General features: G+C 71.9%; 20 protein-coding genes (1 of these 20 running past the window's edge). 6 read left to right on the top strand and 14 right to left on the bottom strand.

Annotation, left to right across the window (positions count from 1 at the left end; genetic code table 11):
* Window positions 1-91 carry the final stretch of a dihydrodipicolinate synthase family protein gene (locus tag miv_RS28095; protein WP_207183663.1) on the top strand. The gene continues 761 nt to the left of window position 1, outside the view, so the window shows 91 of its 852 coding nt (coding positions 762-852); the start codon falls outside the window, past its left edge; it ends in the stop codon at window positions 89-91.
* Window positions 92-94: 3 nt separating this feature from the next.
* Here the strand turns inward: miv_RS28095 and miv_RS28090 are convergent, their stop codons facing one another.
* From miv_RS28090 to miv_RS28065, 6 genes are all read right to left on the bottom strand, one after another.
* Complete coding sequence (locus miv_RS28090) at window positions 95-1,471, bottom strand: amidohydrolase family protein (protein ID WP_207180206.1); 1,377 nt, start codon at window positions 1,469-1,471, stop codon at window positions 95-97.
* Entirely contained in the window at window positions 1,468-2,346 is an 879-nt protein-coding gene (locus tag miv_RS28085) for a polysaccharide deacetylase family protein (protein ID WP_048426449.1), read from the bottom strand. The genes miv_RS28090 and miv_RS28085 overlap by 4 nt, the downstream gene beginning before the upstream one ends.
* A gap of 139 nt (window positions 2,347-2,485) precedes the next feature.
* A complete protein-coding gene (locus miv_RS28080) occupies window positions 2,486-3,286 on the bottom strand; it encodes an ABC transporter substrate-binding protein (protein ID WP_122982764.1) in 801 nt (266 codons plus the stop codon).
* A gap of 59 nt (window positions 3,287-3,345) precedes the next feature.
* A complete protein-coding gene (locus miv_RS28075; RefSeq protein ID WP_048426447.1) occupies window positions 3,346-4,116 on the bottom strand; it encodes an amino acid ABC transporter ATP-binding protein in 771 nt (256 codons plus the stop codon).
* On the bottom strand, window positions 4,113-4,970 hold the full coding sequence (locus miv_RS28070) for an amino acid ABC transporter permease (RefSeq protein ID WP_207180199.1): 858 nt from the start codon (window positions 4,968-4,970) through the stop codon (window positions 4,113-4,115). The genes miv_RS28075 and miv_RS28070 overlap by 4 nt, the downstream gene beginning before the upstream one ends.
* Window positions 4,971-5,002: 32 nt before the next feature.
* The gene (locus tag miv_RS28065) at window positions 5,003-5,932 is read right to left on the bottom strand and encodes an N-carbamoyl-D-amino-acid hydrolase (protein ID WP_244749101.1); all 930 of its coding nucleotides are present in this window, start codon (window positions 5,930-5,932) and stop codon (window positions 5,003-5,005) included.
* A gap of 179 nt (window positions 5,933-6,111) precedes the next feature.
* Between miv_RS28065 and miv_RS28060 the strand changes: the two genes are divergently transcribed.
* The gene (locus miv_RS28060; protein ID WP_207180195.1) at window positions 6,112-7,020 is read left to right on the top strand and encodes a LysR family transcriptional regulator; all 909 of its coding nucleotides are present in this window, start codon (window positions 6,112-6,114) and stop codon (window positions 7,018-7,020) included.
* A 166-nt stretch (window positions 7,021-7,186) separates the two neighbouring features.
* Entirely contained in the window at window positions 7,187-8,548 is a 1,362-nt protein-coding gene (locus miv_RS28055) for a pentapeptide repeat-containing protein (RefSeq protein WP_207180192.1), read from the top strand.
* 38 nt (window positions 8,549-8,586) lie between these two features.
* Here the strand turns inward: miv_RS28055 and miv_RS28050 are convergent, their stop codons facing one another.
* From miv_RS28050 to miv_RS28040, 3 genes are read right to left on the bottom strand one after another with little or no spacing between them, the layout of a single operon-like run.
* Complete coding sequence (locus tag miv_RS28050; protein WP_058618603.1) at window positions 8,587-9,336, bottom strand: ABC transporter ATP-binding protein; 750 nt, start codon at window positions 9,334-9,336, stop codon at window positions 8,587-8,589.
* On the bottom strand, window positions 9,324-10,079 hold the full coding sequence (locus miv_RS28045) for an ABC transporter permease (protein ID WP_207180190.1): 756 nt from the start codon (window positions 10,077-10,079) through the stop codon (window positions 9,324-9,326). Before miv_RS28045 ends, miv_RS28050 begins: the two co-directional genes overlap by 13 nt.
* Before the next feature lie 10 nt (window positions 10,080-10,089).
* On the bottom strand, window positions 10,090-11,130 hold the full coding sequence (locus tag miv_RS28040) for an ABC transporter substrate-binding protein (RefSeq protein ID WP_207180187.1): 1,041 nt from the start codon (window positions 11,128-11,130) through the stop codon (window positions 10,090-10,092).
* 332 nt (window positions 11,131-11,462) lie between these two features.
* On the opposite strand from miv_RS28040, the gene miv_RS28035 reads away from it, so the two are divergent.
* Window positions 11,463-12,977, top strand: a complete 1,515-nt coding sequence (locus miv_RS28035) for an amidase (protein ID WP_207180185.1) — start codon at window positions 11,463-11,465, stop codon at window positions 12,975-12,977.
* 22 nt (window positions 12,978-12,999) lie between these two features.
* Here the strand turns inward: miv_RS28035 and miv_RS28030 are convergent, their stop codons facing one another.
* From miv_RS28030 to miv_RS28015, 4 genes are all read right to left on the bottom strand, one after another.
* The gene (locus miv_RS28030; RefSeq protein ID WP_058618627.1) at window positions 13,000-13,323 is read right to left on the bottom strand and encodes a YnfA family protein; all 324 of its coding nucleotides are present in this window, start codon (window positions 13,321-13,323) and stop codon (window positions 13,000-13,002) included.
* A gap of 54 nt (window positions 13,324-13,377) precedes the next feature.
* Window positions 13,378-14,376, bottom strand: coding sequence for an SDR family oxidoreductase (locus miv_RS28025; RefSeq protein WP_048426441.1), 999 nt, complete (start codon window positions 14,374-14,376; stop codon window positions 13,378-13,380).
* Between the two features lie 84 nt (window positions 14,377-14,460).
* Window positions 14,461-15,309 (bottom strand): formyl transferase, encoded by an 849-nt coding sequence (locus miv_RS28020; protein WP_048426440.1) that lies wholly within the window; start codon window positions 15,307-15,309, stop codon window positions 14,461-14,463.
* A gap of 38 nt (window positions 15,310-15,347) precedes the next feature.
* On the bottom strand, window positions 15,348-16,121 hold the full coding sequence (locus miv_RS28015) for an SDR family NAD(P)-dependent oxidoreductase (RefSeq protein ID WP_048426439.1): 774 nt from the start codon (window positions 16,119-16,121) through the stop codon (window positions 15,348-15,350).
* Between the two features lie 387 nt (window positions 16,122-16,508).
* Here miv_RS28015 and miv_RS28010 point away from each other — a divergent pair, with 387 nt between their 5' ends.
* Window positions 16,509-18,365 carry a capsular polysaccharide biosynthesis protein gene (locus miv_RS28010; RefSeq protein WP_244748751.1) on the top strand — a complete coding sequence of 619 codons (1,857 nt, stop codon included), beginning with the start codon at window positions 16,509-16,511 and terminating at the stop codon, window positions 18,363-18,365.
* Between the two features lie 93 nt (window positions 18,366-18,458).
* On the opposite strand, the gene miv_RS28005 is transcribed toward miv_RS28010, so the two are convergent.
* Entirely contained in the window at window positions 18,459-19,757 is a 1,299-nt protein-coding gene (locus miv_RS28005) for a capsule biosynthesis protein (protein WP_048426437.1), read from the bottom strand.
* Between the two features lie 773 nt (window positions 19,758-20,530).
* Between miv_RS28005 and miv_RS28000 the strand changes: the two genes are divergently transcribed.
* Entirely contained in the window at window positions 20,531-21,763 is a 1,233-nt protein-coding gene (locus miv_RS28000; protein WP_058618611.1) for a polysaccharide biosynthesis/export family protein, read from the top strand.
* Window positions 21,764-21,781 lie beyond the last annotated feature (18 nt).

Here is a 21,781-nt window from a genome sequence, read left to right as displayed (position 1 = left end):
CCACACCGCACCGCCGCGGCCGATCCTGCCCCTCGGCGCAGAGGCGCAGGCCCAGGTGGCCGCGGTGATCCGGACGCTCGACCTGCGTTAGAGATCACGCTTCCTCGAAGGCGGCGCGGGCCTCCGGCAGGTCCCAGATCCGCTCGATCGCGGCGGCGCCCTCGCGGGTGATCGCCGTCTCGTCGCCGGCGAGGTAGCGGCCCTCGTCCACGAGGACCCGACCGTCGACCATCACCTGGGCGATGTCGGCGCGGTTGGCGAGCGCCACCAGCGCGCGGACGGGGTCGTGCAGCGGCTGGAGGTGCGGGTGGGTCATGTCCACCACCGTGAGGTCGGCGGTGGCGCCGGGCGCGAGCACGCCGAGGTCGGGCCGCTTGATGGCGGCGGCCGCCTGCCCCGTCACGGCATCGACGAGGGTCGGCGAATCCGCCACCTCGGCCCGGCCCGCGGCGATCTTCGAGATCAGCGAGGCCGCGTTGAGCTCGCCCAGGAGGTCCATGGTGTAGCCGTCGGTGCCGACGAGCGTGCGCAGGCCGTGGGCGGCGAAGCGGCCGAACGCGGCGGTGCGGCCGGCCCGGGCGAAGACCCGCGGGCAGTTCAGCACCGTGGCGCCGCGGGCGGCCATCAGGCGCAGGTCGTCGTCGCTGCTGGCGATGCAGTGGGCGGCGAGCAGGTCCGGTGCCAGCAGGCCGAGCCGGTCGAGATATTCGGCCGGGCTGCGCCCGTCGTGGCGGGCGCGGATGGTCGCCACCTCGTCGTCGCTCTGGGCGAGGTGGGTGGTGATCGGGACGTCGAGTTCCCGCGCCCGGGCGGCGCAGGCGCGCAGGAGGTCCGGGCCGCAGGTGTCGGTGGCGTGCGGGCTCATGGCCAGCCGAATGCGCCCGTCCGCCCTGCCCTCCCAGCGGGCGTACAAGGCGTTCCAGGCGGCGAGATCAGCTTCGCCGTCGTCGCCGGCATACGACACGCATCCATCCGCGCCGGCCTTGGCATCGGCGGTCGAGAAGAGGTAGGGCGCGCCGTAGAAGCGCAGGCCCATCTCCTCGGCGGCCTCGAACATCTCCGGCAGCCCGTTGCGGAACGGCTCCATCACCGTGGTGGCACCGCCCTTCAGGAGCTGCAGGATGCCGAGCCGCGCGACGGCGAGGCGCTCCCGCGGGTTCAGGACCATCAGCGCCGTCTTCGAGAGCGGCAGCAGCACCGTGTAGACGATGCTTCTGCCGCCTTTCCGTCCCCGCCCGTCCTCGGTGTGCGAGCGGGCGATCGCTTCGCTGAAGCAGTGATTGTGCAGGTTCATGAGGCCCGGGAGCACCAGGCGGCCCGGCCGGTCGAACGTCACGTCGGCGGCCGGCCGGCTCGCCGTGATCGCGGCGATGCGGTTGCCCTCCACCAGCACCCAGCGGTCGCGCTCGATTCGCGGCAGCCCGTCCCAGCGGATGAGGAGCCAGGACCCGAAGATTGCCGTCGTCGTCACGCCGCCCTCTCGTGGGTCAAAAAGTTCTCGGCGATGGCTGCGCCGGTGGTGATCCAGAGGTCGGGGCAGTCCTTCGCGTAGGTCAGGAACTCGCGCAGCAGCCGCAGGCGCATCGGCCGGCCGCTGCATTGCGGGTGCAGCACCGTCGTCACCATCGCGCCCCAGTCGCGCACCTCGTCGAGTTCGTCCTTCCACAGCGACAGGACGTGCTCCTTGGGGAAGATCGAGCGCGGGCTGAAGCGGGTCGAGAGGCCGTGCATCCAGTCGTCGTAGCTCGCCGTCACCGGCAGCTCGATCGGGCCGGGGCGACCATCCGAGAGGACGTGCCGGTAGGGCCGGACGTCGTCGCGGAACGACGAGGTGTAGACGATGCCGTGCTTCACCAGGATCTGGCGCAGGCCCTCGGTGAACTCGCCGTAGGGGGCGCGGTAGCCCGTCGGCACCACGCCGAGGCGCCGCTTCAGGGTCTCGAAGCCGCGCTCCACCTCCTCCTCGATGAAGGGCGCACCGGGATCGGGCATCAGGTGGTGGTAGCCGTGATGGCCGATCTCGTGGCCGCCCCTCAGAATCGCCTCCGCCATCGCCGGATAGGCGTCGACCGCCCAGCCGGTGATGAAGAACGTGCCCTTGAGGCCGAGCTGGTCGAGGAGTTCGAGCAGCTTCGGCGTCCCGACCCGGGCCTCGTAGGCGCCGTAGCTCATGGTGACGAGGCGCTCGGCATGGGCCGCATCCTTGCTGGTCCAGGCGCTCTCCGCATCGACGTCGAAGGAGAGGAACATCGCGGAGCGGTAGGGCGCGGGCCAGGAATAGTCCGGCGCCGGCGGGGCGAGGTTGGCGGGGGCGACCGGGATGCTGTCGAGGGCGGCGCGGTTCATGGGGGGCTTTCGCGGTTGGGCGGTCGGGACCTGCGGATCTCCCGAGCACCGATTTCGACACGCTCGCGCTCTCCCCTCTCCCACTCGGGAGAGGAGATCCCGCGATGATTCCTGAAGCGACGGCGGTCGATGCGCGTCGCTACTTCCCGCCGTTGATCACCGCCTTGTCGACGCCGTTCTCGGTGAGCTTCCACTTCTCGAGCAGCGCCTTGTAGGTCCCGTCGGCGATCAGCGCGTCGAGGGCGCCGGCCAGGGCCTGCTGCAGGCCGGCCTCCTTCACGGGAACCGCGATGCCGGTATATTGCAGGGCGATCGGGGCGCCGAGCGCCATGTAGGTGTTGGGCTCCAGCCCCATCACGTAGGGCAGCGTCTCGTTGCCCTGGACGGCGGCGTCGATGCGGCCCTGCTTGAGCTGGGTGCGGGCGTCGGCCGAGCCCTCGGTGCCGACGAACACCACCGGGTTGTCCTTGCAGTTCTGCTCGCTCCAGGCGGCGATCTCGCGCGGGAACGAGGTGCGCCGGCTCGCTCCCGCCTTCTTGCCGCACAAGGACGCCATGTCCTTGAACTCGCCCTCGCGGGCCTTGCGGACGAAGAATTGCGGGCCGCTGCGCAGGTAATCGACGAAGGTCGCGGTCTCGTGGCGCGTCGCCAGGTCGGTCATGCCCGACAGGATCACGTCGACCCGGCCGGTGCTCAAAGCCGGCATCATCTGGTCGAAGCTCGTCTCCTGCCAGGCGAACGTCACCCCGAGCTTCTTTGCCAGGGCGTCGCCGAGATCGACGTCGAAGCCCGTGAGCTGGCCGGTCGCCGGGTCCTTGAACTCCATCGGCGGGTAGTTCGGGACGATCGCGACCTTGATCGTGCCGCTCTTGGCGATCTCCGGCGGCAGGGCGGCTTTCGGCGCGTCCTGCGCCGCGGCCACCGTGGCGGACAGACTCATGAGACCGATCGCGATCAGGCGCTTCACCAAAACCTCCTCGTGCATTCTCGAAACAAAGGTCAGCCGATCACCGCCGAGAGGAAGCTGCGGGTGCGGGCCTCGCGCGGGCCGCCCAGAACTTCCGCCGGCGTGCCCGCCTCGACGATGCCGCCCTGGTCCATGTAGACGACGGTATCGGCGACCTCGCGGGCGAAACCCAACTCGTGGGTGACCACCATCATGGTCATGCCGGAGCGGGCGAGTTCGCGCATCACCGCCAGCACCTCGCCGACGAGCTCCGGGTCGAGGGCCGAGGTCGGCTCGTCGAACAGCATCAGCTGCGGCTTCATGGCGAGCGCCCGGGCGATGGCGACCCGCTGCTGCTGCCCGCCCGAGAGCTGCGACGGGTAATTGCCCGCCTTGGCGGCGAGGCCGACGCGGGCGAGCAGGGCCACCGCCTCGTCCCGCACCTCCGCCGGCCGGCGGCCCTGGACCTGGATCGGGCCCTCGGTGACGTTCTCGAGCGCCGTCTTGTGCGGGAAGAGGTTGAAGCGCTGGAAGACCATGCCGGTCTTGAGGCGCTGGCGCGCCACCTCGCGCTCGCTCAGGGCGTGGAGCCGGCCGCCGGATTCGCGCATGCCCAGAAGCTCGCCGTCGAGCCAGATGCCGCCGGAATCGATCGGGGTGAGCTGGTTGACGCAGCGCAGCAGCGTGGTCTTGCCGGAGCCCGAGGCCCCGATGAGGCACATCACCTCGCCGGAGCGGACGTCGAGGGAGACGTCGTCGAGGGCCTTGAACGTGCCGAAGCTCTTCGACACGCGGCGGAAGGCGACCAGGGGCTGCGCGGTCATCGGCCGGTCCTCGCGGCGCCCCGGGCGAAGCGGCGCTCCAGCAGCATCTGCAGCGGCGTCAGGATCGAGACCACCAGCAGGTACCAGAGGCCGGCGACGATCAGCAGTTCGATGACCCGGGAATTGGCGTAGTAGATGTTCTCGGCGGCGTGCAGCACCTCCGGGTACTGGATCACGCTGGCGAGCGAGGTCGCCTTGACGAGGCCGATGAACTCGTTGCCGAGCGGCGGCAGCACCACCCGCATCGCCTGGGGCAGGATGATGCGGACGAGCGCCTTCAGCCGCCCCATGCCGATCGCCTGCGCGGCCTCGTACTGCCCGGCATCGACCGAGAGCAGGCCGGCGCGCATCACCTCCGAGGTGTAGGCGCCCTGGTTGATGCCGAGGCCCAGCAGGGCCGCGAGGAACGGCGTCATCAGCTCGACCGACTTCGCCGACCACAGGCCGGGGATGCCGATGACGGGAAAAACCAGCGCCAGGTTGAACCAGAGCAGCAGTTGCAGGATCAGCGGCGTACCGCGAAACAGCCAGGTGTAGCCGGCCGCCACCCCCTTCAGGACCGGGTTCGGCGAGAGCCGCATCACCGCGACGACGAGGCCGAGCACGATGCCGAGGCTCATCGCCAGCACGGCCATCACCAGGGTGTTGACGATGCCGTGCAGGATCACCGGCACGGTGAGGAAGCGGCCGACATAGGCCCACTCGATCTGGCCTTCCGCGAAGGCGCGCCCGACGAGGGCGAGGACGACGACGATCAGGCCGGCGGCGATCCAGCGGCCCCAATGCGTCCGCCGGGCGGTCGGCAGGCCGGTGAGATCGGGAAAGCCCTCGGCGAGGGCGCGTCCGCTGCTCATGGATCCCTCGTTCGTGGGGAAGGGTCGTGCGCTCAGGCGGCGGAGGACGCCGCCCGCGGCGGCTCGATCACGCCGGCGCGCTCGGTGATCGGCCCGTACTGCGCCGGCTGCCGGTGCTGGCCGAAGTTGAACATCTTGTCCTTGCCCTGCCGGCAGCGGTCAAGGTCGCACAGGGCCGTCACGACCTCGTCCCCCAGGGTCTGCGCCTGCGCGACGATCCGGCCGTCGGGATCGACGATGCAGGAGCCGCCGATCAGGCCGGAACCGTCCTCGTCCCCGGCCTTGGCCACCGCCACCGCCCAGGTGGCGTTCATGTAGGCGTTGGCCTGGGCGACCAGGGTCGAGTGGAAGGTGCGCAGGGACGCGTCCTCGCTCGTGCCGCCATTGGGGTCGTAGGCCGCCGAGTTGTAGCCGACGCAGACGAGCTCGACCCCCTGCAGCCCCAGAACCCGCCAGGCCTCGGGCCAGCGCCGGTCGTTGCAGATCATCATGCCGAGGATCGCGCCGCCCCAGGCCTCGCCGGCCCGGAAGGCCGGGAAACCCGTGTCGCCATACGAGAAGTAGCGCTTCTCGAGCTGCTGGAAGCGCGCGCCCGGTCGCGGCTCGACCGAACCCGGCAGGTGCACCTTGCGGTAGCGCCCGAGGATCGACCCGTCCGGCTGGACCAGGAGGCTGCTGTTGAAGCGCTGCCCGTCCGGGGTCAGCTCGGCATAGCCGATGTTGAACCCGACCCCGAGTTCACGGGCGCGGTCGAACAGCGGCTGCACTGCCAGATTGGGCATCGCGCGCTCGAAATACCGGTCGAGGTCGTCCCCTTCGAGGAGCCAGCGCGGGAAGAACGTCGTGAAGGCGAGTTCGGGAAACACCACGAGGGTCGCGCCGCGTCCCGCCGCGTCCTCGAGCAGGCGGATCAGCCGGTCGAGGGTGTGGGCGCGGGAATCGGCGCGCTGGGTCGGTCCCATCTGCGCGGCCGCGACGGTGACGATACGGGACATCATGACCTCGAAATGGGCATAATGCCGATTCAGGGAGCATTATGCGGTGGCAATCCACCTCGTTGATCCGATCATGCACAAGGCTTGATCGATCCACAATCCTCTCATCTATGATAAATACCGTCAGACTATAATGTGGAGTGATGATGAACCTGCGGCAGCTGGAGATCCTGCGGGCGGTGGTCCGGCACCGCACTACCCTGGCAGCGGCCGAGGAACTGGCGGTGTCGCAGCCGGCCGTCAGCAACGCCCTCAAGGCGATGGAGGCGCAGGCCGGCTTCCCGCTCTTTGACCGCATCAACAACCGGCTGTTTCCGACCGCCGAGGCGATGACGCTCTACAAGGAGAGCGAGGCGATCTTCGCGCTCCACGCCAAGCTGGAGGGCCGTCTGCGCGACCTGCGCGAGAACCGGCACGGGCACCTCGCCCTCGTGGCGACGCCGCCTCTGGCCTACGGCCTGCTGCCGCGGGTGCTCGCCGCCTTCATGCGCGGGCGGCCCCAGACGCGGCTGTTCTTCGACGTGCGCCGCTACGAGGGCGTGGTCGAGGGCGTGACCAGCCGGGTCGCCGAGCTCGGTTTCGCGCTCGGCCTATCGAACCATGTCGGCATCGCCCACGAGGTGGTGCACCGGGGCGAGATGGTCTGCGTGATGGCGCCCGATCATCCGCTGAGCGAGCGCGACGCCGTCACGCCCGCCGATCTCGCGCGCCATCCCTTCATCGGGCTGGAACGCGGCACCCGCCTCGGCGAGGCGGTGCGCGACAGCTTCGCGCGGGAGGGCGTGCCGTTCGCCGCCGCCGTCGAGGTCCGCTACTGCAACACCGCCTGCGTGCTCGCCGGAGCCGGCGTCGGCGTCGCGGTGGTCGACCCGTTCTCGCCCTCGCAGGGCGGCGCCCATCCGGTGGTCGTCCGCCCCTTCGTGCCGGTCACGCCGGTCGAGGCCTTCATGCTGTGGTCGGAGGCCGAGCCGCTGTCGCGCCTGGCGCGGGCCTTCCTGGCGGAGGTGCGGGCGGCGCGGGTCGGGCCGGTGGGCGGCGACCCGGCCTCGGGATGAGCGGCTCGCGCTTGGTCATCCCAGGTTGCCCCGTTTGCCCCTTGGCCCCGCCGTTGCATTCCCGGCGGGTCCGTGGCTGATACCGCCGGCATTTCTTCGGTTTCGACAAGGAACACCCCTGCGCCATGGCATGGACGGGCTCGTCACGCGCGGTCGGTTCCGAGCGATGACCCTTCGACCCCAGACACCGCTCGACCCGCGCGTCGGCGCGCTCCTTGCCGAGATCGCCGCGCAAGATGGCGCCCTGCGCCGCGACGCCCTCGACCTGCGCGCGGCGAACCTGAGCCGCGACCGGCTCGCGCCGCTGGCCGGCGAGGCGGCGTGGTGGGACGCCGACCGCCAGGGGCTGAACCTCGCCGGTGCCCAGATCCCCGGCAGCACCCTCGAACAGGCCGATCTCACCGGCGCCACCCTGAAGCGGGCCCGGCTTCCCGGCGCGCTCGCCCGCTCGGCCGACTTTTCCGGCGCGCTGATCGAGGAGGCGGATTTCGGCAAGGCCGACCTCAGCGGCGCCCGCTTCGTCGGCGTGGCCGGCGGACAGGCCGATTTCACCGAGGCGATGCTGGAGGATGCGAGCTTCCGGGACGCCTCGCTGCGCTTTGCCCGCCTGCCCCGCAGCCTGCTCGACGGAGCCGACTTTTCCGGCGCCGACCTCTGGGGCGCCGACTTCACCGGGGCGGATGCCGACTACACCACCTTCCGCGGCGCGCGTCTCGACGAGGTGACGCTCTCCGACACCAACCTGACCCACGCCGATTTCGAGGGCGCGAGCCTGACCAAGGCCCGGCTCGTCGGCTCGCGCCTGCGCAACGCCAAGCTCACCGGCGCCAAGCTCGACGGAGCGGACCTGTCGGAGGCCGACCTCGCGGGCGCGACCCTGGTGCGGCTCGACCTGACGTCCTGCAACCTGCGGGCGGCCCGGTTCGCCGGCGCCTGGCTCAACGGCACCCGGTTCCGGGCCGCGCAGATCGGCGAGGCGGTGGGCGAGGAGATCGCCGGCGACTACGAGGCCGCGAAGGCGAGCTACCTCGCCCTGGAGCAGAATTTCGAGAGCATCGGCAGCCGCGACGAGGCCGGCTGGGCCTATCGCCGGCGTCGGCGCATGGGGCGGCTGCATGCCGGCGCTCTCTTCCGGGCCGCCTGGCAGCGGCGCGATCAGGGGCGCGACCGGCGCGGCCTCCTGCGCCACGGCTACCGCTGGATCGCCGACCGCTTCGTCGAGTGGCTGTGCGATTACGGCGAGAGCCTGTCGCGGCTGTTTCGCGCCTTCGCGATCCTGATCGTGGTCTTCGCCGGGCTCTTCGGCCTCACCGGCGGGCTGATCCCGGAGGGCACGAGCGCGGCGACCTACAACGCCCTCGACCTCCTGAGCTACAGCGCCCTCAACATGATGACGGCGAACCCGCCGGAGATCGGCATCAAGCCGGTGGGACGGGTCACCAACCTGCTGGTCGGCGTGCAGGGCGGCACCGGCATCGTGCTGATGGGGCTGTTCGGGTTCGTGCTCGGGAACCGGCTGCGGCGCTGAGGCGGCCGGCCCTCGTCATGATCGCCGGGGGCAGCCTCTCAGACCCCCGTCCCCACCAGTTCGTCGCGGATCACCTGCGTCATCGCCTTCAGCTCCGGCGCCGCGCGGTCGCGCGGCTGGCCCGCCGCGATCCGGTGCGCCGCGACGATCCGGCCGGGGCTCCCGGCCAGCACCACCACCCGGTCGGCGAGGTAGACCGCCTCCTCGATGTCGTGGGTGACGAACAGGACGGTCTGGCCGGAGGCGCGGCAGAGCCGGGCGAGCTCGTCCTGCAGCGATTCGCGGGTGAGCGCGTCGAGGGCCGAGAACGGCTCGTCCATCAGGAGGACGTGCGGCTCGACCGCGAGCGCCCGGGCGAGCGACACCCGCTGGCGCTGGCCGCCGGAGAGCTGGAACGGCCAGCGCCCGGCGAGATCGGCGAGGCCGACCCGCGCGAGCGCCGCGAGCGCCCGGCGTCGCCGTTCGGCCCGGGGCAGGCGCAGCTTCTCGAGCCCGAAGGCGACGTTGTCGAGGACCCGGCGCCAGGGCAGCAGCCGCGAATCCTGGAAGACCAGGGCGACGGCCCGGCGGCCGGGCTCCGGCTCGCTCACCGTGACCGTGCCGGCGCTGGGCCTGACGAGATCGGCGATGACGCGCAGCAGCGTCGACTTGCCGACGCCCGATGCACCCACGATCGCCAGGAACTCCCCGGGCTCGATGTCGAGGTCGAGATTCGACAGCACGGTGGTCCGGGTGCCGTCGCGGGTGAAGGTGAGGGCGAGGCCCTGGATCGCGATCAGGCCCGCCATCTGAGCATCCAGCGTTGGAGGGCGGTGAAGCCGGCGTCGAACACGCCGTAGAGCAGCGCCATGGTGAGCATGTAGACGACCACGATGTCGGTCGCGAGCAGCGTCGAGGCCTGCATCATCCGCTGGCCGAGGCCCGCGACCCCGAAGATCTCGGCCGCCACCACGGCCATCCAGGCCTGCCCGATGGCGGTGCGCACGCCGACGAGGATCCCCGGCATCGCGGCCGGCCACACCACGGTGACCAGGCGCTCGGGCCCGGAGCGGAAGCCGAAGGCGGCGGCGAGCTCGATCAGGTCACGATCGACGCCGCGGATCGCCCCATGGGCGGCGAAGTAGACGATCCAGAACACGCCGATCGCGACGATGAACAGGGCCGCTTCCGGGGTGACCCCGAACCAGATGATGGCGAAGGGCACCCAGGCGAGGCCCGGCACCGGACGCAGCACCCGCACCACCCAGGCGGTGAGCCCTTCCGCGGTGCGCGACATCCCCGTCACGGTGCCGGCGGCGATGCCGAGGCCGACGCCGAGGCCCAGGCCCGCGAGGTAGTGGCCGAGGCTGCCCCCGACCGCGGCGAGCCACTGGCCCGAGCGCAGCTCGCGCAGGAAGGCCTCCGGCAGCACCGAGGGCGGCGGCAGGAAGGCCGGGTTGACGAGGCCGAGACCGGGCACGGCCTCCCACAGGGCGAAGAAGGCCGCGAGCCCGACGAGCGGGAGCAGGGCCGCGGTGGCGCGGGCTCTCACGGGGCCGGTCTCACTTCCCCGCCACGGCGCGCTCGTAGAAGCGCGGCTCGAACAGCCCGTCGAGGGGCACCTCGCGGTCGAGCGCCCCGATCTTCACCTGGTAGCGCTGCATCGCCGCCGTCGCCTCGACGATGGCGCGGGGATCGGCGGAGAAGCGCGTCGCCGGCGAGACGAGGGCGCGGCGGATCGTGGCGGTGTCGACGAGGCCCTTGCCGAGGCTCGCCTCGATGATCGGCGCGACGCGCTCGGGGTCGCGGCCGATGAGGTCGATCGCCCGCACGATGCCGGTCACGATCGCCTGCACGGCGTCGGGCTCCTTGTCCACGAGCGCGCGGGTGACCGCCACCACCGTGCCGGGCTGGCTCGGGAACATCTCGCCGCCGAGCGCCATCAGGCGGATCGCGGGGTTGCGGCCGGTGACGATCGAGACCGCGGGCTCGCGCAGGATCCCGCCCTCGACTGCACCGGCGAGGATCGCCTGCTGGGTCGCGTCGATGCCCATCGACACGATGGTCACGTCCTTCGGGTCGGCCTTCGCCACCTCCCACAGCCAGTGCTGCAGGGTGGTGTTGGGCACCGAGCCGAGGGGCTGGGTAGCAAGCCGCGCCGGCGTGCCGTTCGCCGCGCGGTAGCGCCGAAACACCTCCGCGGGGGCGATGCCGGCCTCGGCGAAGCGGGCGAGCTTGGGGCCGGCGACGAAGACGTTCTCCTCGACGGAGGTGGCCGCCACCACCTTCACGTCGATGCCCTTCGAACGGGCGACGCCGAGCGGCGCCACGCCGGCGACGTAGACGTCGAGGGTGCCGGAGGCCAGCGCCTGGATCATGTTCGGGCCGGACTCGAAGGTCGTGATGCTAAGGGAGAGCCCGGCCTCCTTCAGCCAGCCCTCCTTCTCGGCGACGATGATCGGCGCCACCGCCAGGATCGGGATCAGGCCGACCCGCAGGGGGGCGCTCCGCCCCTGCGCGAGAACCTGCGTCCCGGAACCCAGCACGGCCCCGGCTGCGAGGGCCGGGGCTGCCCCGAGGATGCTGCGTCGCGTGAGAGTCATGGCTGGCCGTCTGACGGAAAGGATCACGCCCGCTTAGGGTATCGTCCTGCCGCAGCGCAAGAATGGCGGCGACATAAGAAATTATCGCTACATCCGTGCTGTATGGTGGTTGGAAATTCTCTCGATAGGCATTGCTGGAGAAAATCATCCGGGGCGCGTCCGGGCCGTGCACCTTGTGCCGGGGATGCGCCGCGCGGCCTGGCTGCGTTCTTGCCTCCCGGTCCATCATGCCCGTGCCGGCCCGTCGTTGCGCCGGAGGGCGGAAAGCCCGGGCGGAGGGGAGGCGGCGAACGACGCCTCCTCGTTTCGCCGACCAGACGAGGAGACGCCCCATGGCCATCACCCGCCCGAGCGCGGCCCAGGTCCGCGATCTCGCCACCAGCCTCCACATAACGCTGTCGCCCGAGGAGGCCGCCGCCTACCGCGCCCTGATGGATGCCTCGTTCGACGCCTACGACCTCGTCGACGCCCTGCCGGACGTGACGCCCCCGGTGAGGTTTCCCCGCACCCCCGGCACCCGGCCGGCGCCGGAGGACAACCCCCTCGGTGCCTGGGCCTGGAAGAGCACCGTGACGGGTGCGCCGGAGGGCAAGCTCAAGGGCAAGACCGTGGCCCTGAAGGACAACGTCGCGCTCGCCGGCGTGCCGATGATGAACGGGGCCTCGACCCTCGAAGGCTTCGTGCCCGTCGCCGACGCCACCATCGTGACCCGGATGCTGGAGGCCGGCGCCACCATCCTGGGCAAGGCGACCTGCGAGCATTTCTGCCTCTCGGGCGGCAGCCACACCTCGGATCCGGGGCCGGTCCACAACCCGCGCCGCCGGGGCTACTCGGCCGGCGGCTCGTCCTCGGGCAGCGGCGCCCTCGTCGCGGCCGGCGAGGTCGACCTGGCGATCGGCGGCGACCAGGGCGGGTCGATCCGCATCCCGGCCGCGTATTGCGGCGTCTACGGCATGAAGCCGACCCACGGCCTCGTGCCCTATACCGGCGTGATGCCGATCGAGACCACGATCGACCATACCGGGCCGATGACCGCGAGCGTCGCCGACAACGCCCTGCTGCTCGAGGTGCTCGCCGGTCCGGACGGGCTCGACCCGCGCCAGGCTGCGCCGCAGGTCGCCGCCTACGCGCAGGCCCTGGGCAAGGGCGCGCGCGGCCTGCGCATCGGCCTGATGCTGGAGGGCTTCGCCGCCCCCGGCATGCAGGAGGCGGTGGCCGACAAGGTCCGGGCCGGCGCCGCCCGGTTCGAAGCCCTGGGCGCCGTGGTCGAGGAGGTCTCGGTCCCGGCCTACCGGCTCGCCGCCGCGATCTGGCAGCCGATCGCCCTCGAGGGGCTGACGCAGCAGATGATGCTCGGCAACGGCATGGGCTTCAACTGGAAGGGCGCCTACGATGTCGGCCTGCTCGATTGGCATGCCGGCTGGCGCGAGAGGGCCGACGACCTCTCGCAGACCCTCAAGATCTCGATGCTGATCGGCCAGTGGGGCCTGACGCATTACCGCGGCCGCTACTACGCCAAGGCCCAGAACATCGCCCGGCAGGTGCGCGCCGAGTTCGCCCGGGCCTTCGACCGGTACGACCTCCTGCTGTGCCCCACCCTGCCCTGCACCGCCACGAAGCTGCCGGAGCCGGGCGCGCCGCTGGAGGAGGTCATCGTCCGGGCCTTCGAGATGGTGGCCTCGACCTCGCCGATGGACGTGACCGGCAACCCGTCGATGTCGATTCCCTGCGGGCTCGTCGACGGCCTGCCGGTCGGCCTGATGCTCACGGCCAGGGACTGGAACGAGGGTGCGATCTACCAGGCCGCCGCCGCCTTCGAGGCGGCGGGCGACTGGACGGCGGTCTGAGCCGGTCGCCCGGTCCTCCGTCTCATCCCCGCGGCGCCAGCAGGATCACGCCGGCGCCGGCGAGGCAGAGGACGGCGCCCGCGCAGTCGAACCGGTCTGGCCGCTGGCCTTCGGCGGCCCATAGCCAGACCAGCGAGGCCGCGATGTAGATGCCGCCATAGGCCGCGAAGGCGCGCCCCGCGGCCTCCGATTCGGTGAGCGCCAGCAGGAACGCGAAGGCCCCGAGGGACGCGGCTCCCGGCACGAGCCAGAGCGGCGAGGCGCCGAGCCGCCACCAGGCCCAGACCGAGAAGCACCCGGCGATCTCGGCCAATGCCGCGGCGGCGTAGAGAAGGAGGGTCGGCATCGTGGGCGGCATGGCGTGGCTTGTTCCACGCCATGCCGGTCCGGGGAAGCGGTCTCAGGCCCGCCGCTTCATCAGCGCCGCCGCCGCGAGGCCGACTCCCGCCATCACGGCGCCGGTGGTGAGCGGGTGGAGCTTCGCCCGCGTGTAGGTGCTGGTGTGGCGCACCATCCCCGGATGGTCGCCGCGGACGTGGCCGTCCTGGGCCGGCCGGTGGAGCGCGCCGTGCGGGTCCCGCGGCGGCTCGGAGCGCAATTGCTGCGAGGCCATCACGGCGCCCAGCCGGTCGAAGGTGCCGGGGGCGAGCTTCTTGAGGCCGGTCATCGCCCGGCCGCCGCCGCCGACGATGATGTCGCGCTGGGGATAGACCGCGGCGTGCAGGATGGCGTGGGCGACCTCGTCCGGGTGGTAGACCGGCGGCGGCAGCTTCGGCTCGCGGTCGAGGTAGTTGCGGGCGTGCTGCGGCAGCGGCGTGTCGATCGCCGAGGGCTTGATCAGCGTCACCGAGACGGGGGCCCGGTCCTGCTCCAGTTCCGAGCGCAGGGCGTCGGTGAAGCCCCGGATGGCGTGCTTGCTCGCCGAGTACATGCCCTGGAGCGGGATCGCCATGTCGGAGGCGATGCTGCCGAGGTTGATGATCGCGCCGCCGTGCCGGCGTAGATGCGGGGCCGCCACCAGCGAGCCGTAGACCACGCCCCAGAAGTTGGTCTGGAAGAGGCGGTCGTGATCCTCGTCCGAGACCTCCTCCAGGCGTCCGTAGAGCGAGATGCCGGCATCGTTGACCCAGGTATCGAACCCGCCGAAGCGCTGCACCGCCCTGTCGGCGATGGCCTGGACGTCCTCGCGCCGGCCGACATCGGCGACGACATGGGTCGCCTCCCCGCCCGCCGCCTCGATCTCCTCCTGGATCGCCGCCAGCGCCTCGGCGTTGCGCGCGGCGAGGACGACCCGGGCACCGGCCCGCGCCGCCATCCGGGCGGTGGCGAGGCCGATGCCGCTCGAGCCGCCGGTGATCACGATCACCTGCCGGTCGAGTGGCTTGTGCGCGTGGCTCATGAATTCCTCCGTACAGGGTGGGGGTATCATGGCCACAACGAAGCCGGACGCGCTTCGTTCATTCGGGTCGAACCCCGCGCGGCCTCACGGCCGGAGCGACAGGCTCAGCGCCTCGCGCAGGTCCCCGGCATCGACCAGACGCCGGCCTCGCCGCTTCAGGTCGCGCAGCTGGCCCGGCGTGGGAAAGCCGCAATAGGGCAGCACCGGGACGCGCCGCCCCTCCGGCAGCGCCCCCGCCCGCTCGGCCTCGGCCAGGACACTCTCGAGCAGCGGACGTCCGGCCTCGTGCAGCAGCATCGCGGCGCGCGAGGCGGTGACGCCGGAGGGCAGCGCCACCGCCTCCTGGGCCAGGATCCCGCCGGCATCGATCTCCGGCGCGAGCCGATGCACCGTGACGCCGAATTGCGGCCTCTCGTCGAGGAGGGCGTGCAGGGTCGGCACCGGGCCGCGATGGCGCGGCAACAGCGAGGGGTGGACGTTGAGCCCGCCCCCCGGCGCCGCCGCCAGGGTCGCGGCATCGAAGATCTGGTCGAAGTGGAACGACAGGATCAGGTCGGCGCGGTGCTGGCGCAGGTGCCCGGTCGTCTCCGGCCCGTTCACGTCCGTGATGGTGGCGTGCGGCAGGCCGAGGCGCCGGCACAGGGTGCGCAGCGGGGTCGCCTCCGGCACGTCGCGGCTGCCCGACAGCGCCTGGGTCGCGGGAGCGAGGCCCCGGGCGAGGTCGGGCAGCCCGAAATTGACCGCGAGATAGGGCAGGAAGCCGGGGCCGGAGCGCCCGAGATGGCGCCGGACCTGCCCGGTCAGCCCGCCGGTGCTCGGCCGCTCGGGGTCGGACAGGCCGACGAAGGCGATCCGCGCGGCGTTGTCGGCGACGAAGCGGCGCACGGCCCGGGCGTTGGGCAGGGCTTCGAGGGTGAACAGGGCGATCCGCAACCGGGTCTTCTCCGCGACGGGATTGTTTTGAGGTGGGATCAGCGCTGCTGGCGCTCGCTCATGCGGAAGCTGAAGCCGCGCATGCCGAGGCGCCGCCAGGATTCCGGGATCAGCGCGGCGCCCCGCGCCGCCGCGGCGAGCGCCGCCGGGAAGGCGATCACCCCCTCGTCGCGGGCGAGCCCCTTGGCGATGCGCGCCGCCGCCGCCTCGGCGCTCATCTCGAGCGGGCGCCAGCCCTCGTAGTCGGCGCCCATCGCGGTCTTCACGTAGCCGGGGCAGACCACGTTCATCCGCACGCCGCGGGGCGCCAGCTTCTCGCGTAACGCGAGGCCGTGGGCCAGCAGCGCCGCCTTGGTGCCGCTATAGGCCGGGGCGTCGGGGAGCGGCGCGTAGGCCGCGAGCGAGGAGATCAGCGCGATCTGCCCGCGGCCCCGCTCCGCCATCCGGGCGACGGCCGGCAGCGCGACGTTGAGGGCGCCCATCAGGTTCACGTCGAGGACGAGGAAGGCGGTCTCCTCGGTCTCGAGCCCGCCCTGCGGGTGGCCGCCATTGACCCCCGCATTGGCGATCACGAGATCGAGACCGATCCGTGCATCCACCTCGCCGATCCAGACCCGCACGTCGTCCCGGTCGCGAACGTCGAGGGCCCGGGTCTCGACGGTCGCGCCCTTGCCCCGGCAGGCTTCGGCCACGGCTTCCAGGCGCTCAGGCCCGCGGGCGTTCAGGACCAGCGTCGTGCCGGGGGCGGCGTAATGCCGTGCCAGGGCCGCGCCGATGCCGCTCGAGGCGCCGGTGATCAGGATGACGGGCATGGCTTCTCTCCTGACGATCGGAATGCCGCGGCATGGCGCGCGCCTGTAGCATGCCGGCTCCGGCGGGCGCGCGAAAAAATCCCGCACCGGCAGGACTGGGTTCATCGGAATTCGTCTAAGGAGGGACGGCGTGGGGCCGCGGTTGCTGCGCCGGAGCGCGGCGCGGACCCCGCGACCTCGCCCGGTGCGTGTGCTTGACGGGCCGGAATGAGTGTGGAACGGCGCCTGCTCCGGGTCGCGAGCGCCCGGGCGGCACGGTCCGCAGTGAGTGAGAGGCGGATGGATCGCGGCAAGCTGAAGCGGTTGTGGCCCCGGATGCCGTCGGAGTCGGAAGGACCCGGCCCGCGACGCTCGCGGCGTCTGGGCAGCGAGCCGACCTCGCGGCGGGTGCGTCTGAGCGACCGCTGGGACGAAGGCTTCCTGCGCCTCGGCGACGTCCGGGTGGAGCGCTCGCTGAGCTACATCATCGACGGGCTCGGCATCCACTACGACGCGACCGCGCCGAGCGAGCTCGAGGTCATGCTCGAGGAAGGCGGCTGGGAGGCGGACGAGCTGATGGGCCGGGCCAGAGCCGGCATCGCGCGCCTGCGCGAGCGACGGCTCGGCCTCGACAACGACCCGCGCCGCCGCGACCTGCCGGGCCGGAATGCGGGGCGCCGGCGCGTCGTCATCGTCGACCAGGCGGTCGGCGACCCGACGGTCGGCTTCGGTCTCGCCGGTGCGAGCGCCTTCCGGGCGATGCTGGAGGCGGCCGCCGCGGACGCGCCGGAGGCCGAGCGCCTGGTGGTGATGGACCCGGCCGCTCCGATCGGCCGGCGCGGGCATATCGACGAGGCTGCCGCGACCGCGGCCGGGGCGCGTCTCGTGAGCGACCCCGTGACCGCCTGGTCGGTGGCCGAGGACAGCGATCGCGTCTACGTCGTCTCGGCCCATTCCGGCTTCGAGGCGGCGCTCGCCGGCACGCCCGTGACCTGCTTCGGCCTGCCGTTCTATGCCGGCTGGGGCTTCACCGACGACCGTCTGCATCTGCCCCGGCGCACCCGCCGGCGCAAGCCGGAGGACGTCTTTGCCGCCGCCTACCTCGTCTGCTCGCGCTACTTCGATCCCTATACGTGTGCGCCGGTGCGGTTCGAGGATGCGGTGGCGATCCTCGACCTCGTCGCGTCGCGCTGGCGCGAGAACGCGGTGCCCACGCTCTGCGTCGGCTTCTCGGCCTGGAAGCGGGACTGGATCACCAAGACCCTGTCGGCGCCGGGCCACCGCCCGGTGGTGCGCCGGGGCGATGCCCCGGTCACGTCCGACGAGCTGTCGGGGATGCGCCGCGTCGTGTCCTGGGCGAGCCGGATGCCGGCCGGCACCGAGGAGGCCTGCGCCCGGGCGGGCCTGCCGCTCCTGCGCATGGAGGACGGCTTCCTGCGCTCGATCGGCCTCGGCGTCGCCCTGCGCCCGGGTGCCTCGCACGTCCTCGACGCCAGCGGCGTCTACTACGACGCCACGGGTCCGAGCGACCTCGAGCAATTGCTCGAGACCGGGGCCTTCCCGGACGACCTCCTCGCCCGGGCCGCGCGTTTACGCGAGGCGGTGATCGCCGCGCGGGTCAGCAAGTACAATGTCGGCAGTGCCGCGATGCCGCCGATGCCGCGACCGGGCCCGGTGGTGCTGGTCGCCGGCCAGGTCGAGAACGACGCCTCGATCCGCCTCGGCGGCGGGTCGGTTTCCGGCAACGCCGCGCTCCTGCGGCTCGCGCGCGAGCGCAACCCGGACGCCGTCATCGCCTTCAAGCCGCATCCCGACGTCGAGGCGGGCCTGCGGCCCGGCTGGGTCCCGCCGGACGTGGTCGCGGCCCATGCCGACGTGGTGCTGCGCGACGTCTCGGCGATCGACGCCGTCGATGCGGCGGACCGGGTCGAGACCGTGACTTCGCTCATCGGCTTCGAGGCGCTCCTGCGCGGCAAGGCCGTGACCACCCACGGCCTGCCGTTCTATGCCGGCTGGGGCCTCACCGACGACCCGGGCAGCCCGCGCCGCACCCGCCGCCTCACCCTCGACGAACTGGTGGCCGGCGCGCTCGTTCTCTACCCGCGCTACGTCGATCCGCGCACCGGTCTGCCCTGCCCGCCCGAGGTGCTGGTGCAGCGTCTGGCGGCCGGCGATCCGGAGCTGGCACGCCGCGCCCGCACCCCCGAGGCCGTCCTCAAGCAGGTCTGGTCGGTGATCTGGCGCGGCGTGCTGCGGCGGGGGTGATCGGGGGCGCCGGTCGACGCGTAGGCGGCCTTCGCAAAAAAAGACGGGGCCGTTTCCGGCCCCGTCTAGTTTCTCGGTCGAAGCGGATCGCGGTCAGGCGTTCTGCAGCGCCTCGATGCCCGGCATCTCGTCGCCGGTGTCGAGGGTGCGCGCCCGGGAGCGGGTCTCGAGCCAGGCGCCCTGGGTGAGGTCGAGGCGCGAGGCGGTGGCCTCGACCGCCGCCGCCATGCCCTCGGCCTTGTAGTAGACGCCGCGGATCTGGATGTTGGCGACGATCGCCTTGATGAAGGCGTCCCATAGCTCGCGCCGGGGCGGCTCGGCCTGCGTCCAGAATGTCTCCAGCGCGCCCTGATAGGTCAGGCCCTGGATGTCGTAGATCGCGGCGCCCAGCGTCATGGTCGGCTTGTTGGCGCGCATCGACCACAGGCCGACGGTGCTGTTGACCGTGACGACGCCGCGGCAGCCGTCCAGCATCTTGCCGAGGTCGCCGCCATCGGCGAAGTCGACCCGGTCGGACACGCCCCACTTCTCCGCGGAGCGGCGCACGATGCGCGCCCAGTTGCGGATGCCGGGATCGAGAGGATGGATCTTGACCAGCAGCCGTGACTCCGCCGGCGCGTGCTCCGCGAAGGAACGGATCACCGCGTGGATCGGCGTCTTCAGGTCGAAGAACGGCGAGTAGGCGCGCAGCTGGAAGTCGTTCTCCATCTGCAGCGGCAGCACGTAATAGGTCGTGCCGGCTTCCCGCAGGCGGCGGACCAGCGCGTCGACCCGCGGGCCGGTGCGCCTGGAGCGCAGCATGTGCAGGCCGGTGCCCAGATAGATCAGGGCGTTGTGGTGCACCTGATGCGACTTGTAGCCGGGATACAGCCACCAGAGCCAGTTGCTCATCAGGTGGTAGCCCATGTCCCAGACCGCCTGGAGCCAGAAGCTGTCGCGGTAGCGCGGCACCAGATCGGGCTCCGGCGCCTGGGCGGCCAGCGCCAGCACCGCCTCCGGGTCCTTCGGGAAGCAGCTGTCGCCCGACATGCCGTCGCGCTCCAGCGTGATCCAGTCCGGACGCAGGTAGCCGAAATCCGTCACCGTGACGTTCAGGCCGCGCGCCTTGGCGGCGGCGACGGCGACCTTGTGGTAGTAGCGCTGCTCGCCGAGCAGCATCAGGTCGGTCACGCCCTCGCGGTCGATCAGGTCGGCGATGAAGGCCGGCCAAGTCTCGCGGGTGCCGCGGAAGTTCACCCCGCCGGCGCGGCGCCAGAACATCCAGTCGCCGAAGCAGAGGTTCACCCGCAGGCAGCGATGGCCCCGCGCCTCCAGGGCGTCGGCAACCCGGGCGAAGTACGGCGTGATCGGGCCCTGCAGGAACAGGAACACCTGGCGCCGGCCCGGCTGCATGGCGCGAGAATCCTGAGAGCGGGCGTCTTGAGAGCGGGAGTCCTGGCGGGCCTGGTCGACGTTACGCACGGGATCAGCACTCACGGGCACACCTCGGGTCTGGGCGGGGCCGGCGGCCGCAGACGACCTGCCGGCGGAGCCCTGGGACGGCGAAGGACCGAGCGGACCGCGGATGCAGCCTGCCCGGACGGACATTCGGGGCGCGCGAATCGCGCGCGAGCCGCTGACGAGGCGGACAGTACCGACGACTCCGGTGTCGACAATGGCATGAATGCAACAGTCTCGAAAAAATCGTGGTGTTGCACAACGTCAATGCGGAGCGTCCCGAAGGGTCGGTCGTCCCTCGGACGACGACGGCCATTAGGCTGGTGATCTGGGCAGGAACATGGAGAGCGGACGTCATGCCCGTGATCCACACGGCCGATGCATCCGTGCCACGGACGGGCCAACCGCCACGCTCGCGACGCATTTCCGGTCGACGGGCTCCCGGGCCGGGTCCTGCGCCGGATCTTCCGCAGGGTCCCGGGCCGTGGGCGTGGCGCCACACCGGCGGGACTTGTGCACACCGGAGGCCCCCGGGCCGCCCCGTCGATTCGATCGCGGCGGTCCCGAGTGCTAAAGGGAGGGTGGCGAAGCGTGGCCGCAGGCGGCCGCATTCGTCGGAGTTTTCGCGGACCGGGCCGAATCCGGGCGGCCCGCGGCGGGACCGGCGTCGAGTGAGAGAGACCGAGCGGTCGTCGCGGACGGCCCCGCGTGGTTCTGGAGGGTGAGGCATGGTGCGCGTCGGAATGCCAGCGGTCCTGGCGATGGCTTGCCTGGTCGGGGGCTGCAGCAGCTTCCTGCCCGCGGCCGGCCCGACGGCGAGCGCGATCGCAGACGGGGCCGACGTCGCCACCGACCAGGGCCTGCTTGCCCGCTACGAGATCATCGACGTCGACGCCGCCGTGGTCGAGGCGCTGCGCGGCCGGCCCCTCGACAGCCTCCTCGCCTCCTTCGGCGACCGCCGCCCCTCGGTGCAGCCGGTGATCGGCGTCGGCGATGCGGTGACGGTGACGATCTGGGAGGCGGGCAGCGGCGGCCTGTTCTCCGCCCCCATGATGGGGGGCCTGTCCACCGGTTCAAAATCCTCCAGCATCCCCGAGCAGATCGTCGCCCGCGACGGCACGATCTCCGTGCCCTATGCCGGCCGCATCAAGGTGGCGGGCAAGCGCGCCCCAGACGTGCAGGCCCAGATCGAGCAGGAGCTCGCCGGCAAGGCGATCCAGCCGCAGGTGCTCCTCACGGTCAACTCGCCGCTCAGCACCAGCGTGACGGTGCTGGGCGAGGCCGCGGCCCCCGGCGGCGGCGCCCGCCTGGCGGCGGCGAGCCGCGGCGGTCCGGTCTCCAACCTCGGCGGCGGTCGCGTGCCCCTGACCGAGAAGGGCGACCGCCTGCTCGACGTCATCGCCACGGCGGGCGGCGTCGCGGCGCCGGTGAACGAGACCTTCGTGCGGCTGTCGCGCGGCTCCACCACCGCGACGGTGCCGCTCACTGCCGTCGTCTCCAACCCGCGGGAAAACATCTTCCTGCGGCCGGGCGACACGCTCACCCTGGTGCGCGATCCCCAGACCTTCCTGGCCGTCGGCGCGACGGGAGCGAATTACGAGATCCCGTTCTCGGCCGAGGGCATCACGCTGGCTCAGGCCCTCGCCAAGTCCGGGGGCCTGCGCGACTTCCAGGCCGATCCGGCCGGCGTGTTCGTGTTCCGGTTCGAGCCGGCCTCCGTGGTGCGCCGCCTGCACCCGAACAGCCCGCTGCTCACGTCGAACTTCGTGCCAGTGGTCTACCGGATCAACATGCGCGATCCCAACAGCCTGTTCGTCTCCCAGGCGTTCCGGATGCGCAACCGCGACCTCGTCTACGTCTCGAACGCCCCCTTCACCGAGGTCCAGAAGGTGCTCAGCGTCTTCTCCACCGTCACCTCGCCGATCGCCTCCGGCGCTTCGCTGTACTCGGCGACGAGGTAAGCCCGGCACCGGATGCCG

The organism is Methylobacterium indicum, assembly GCF_017347565.1.
In the GTDB taxonomy this organism is placed as follows: domain Bacteria; phylum Pseudomonadota; class Alphaproteobacteria; order Rhizobiales; family Beijerinckiaceae; genus Methylobacterium; species Methylobacterium indicum.
The sequence above is the reverse complement of the archived record's forward strand: the minus strand, read 5'-3'. Positions and strand labels throughout refer to the sequence as shown.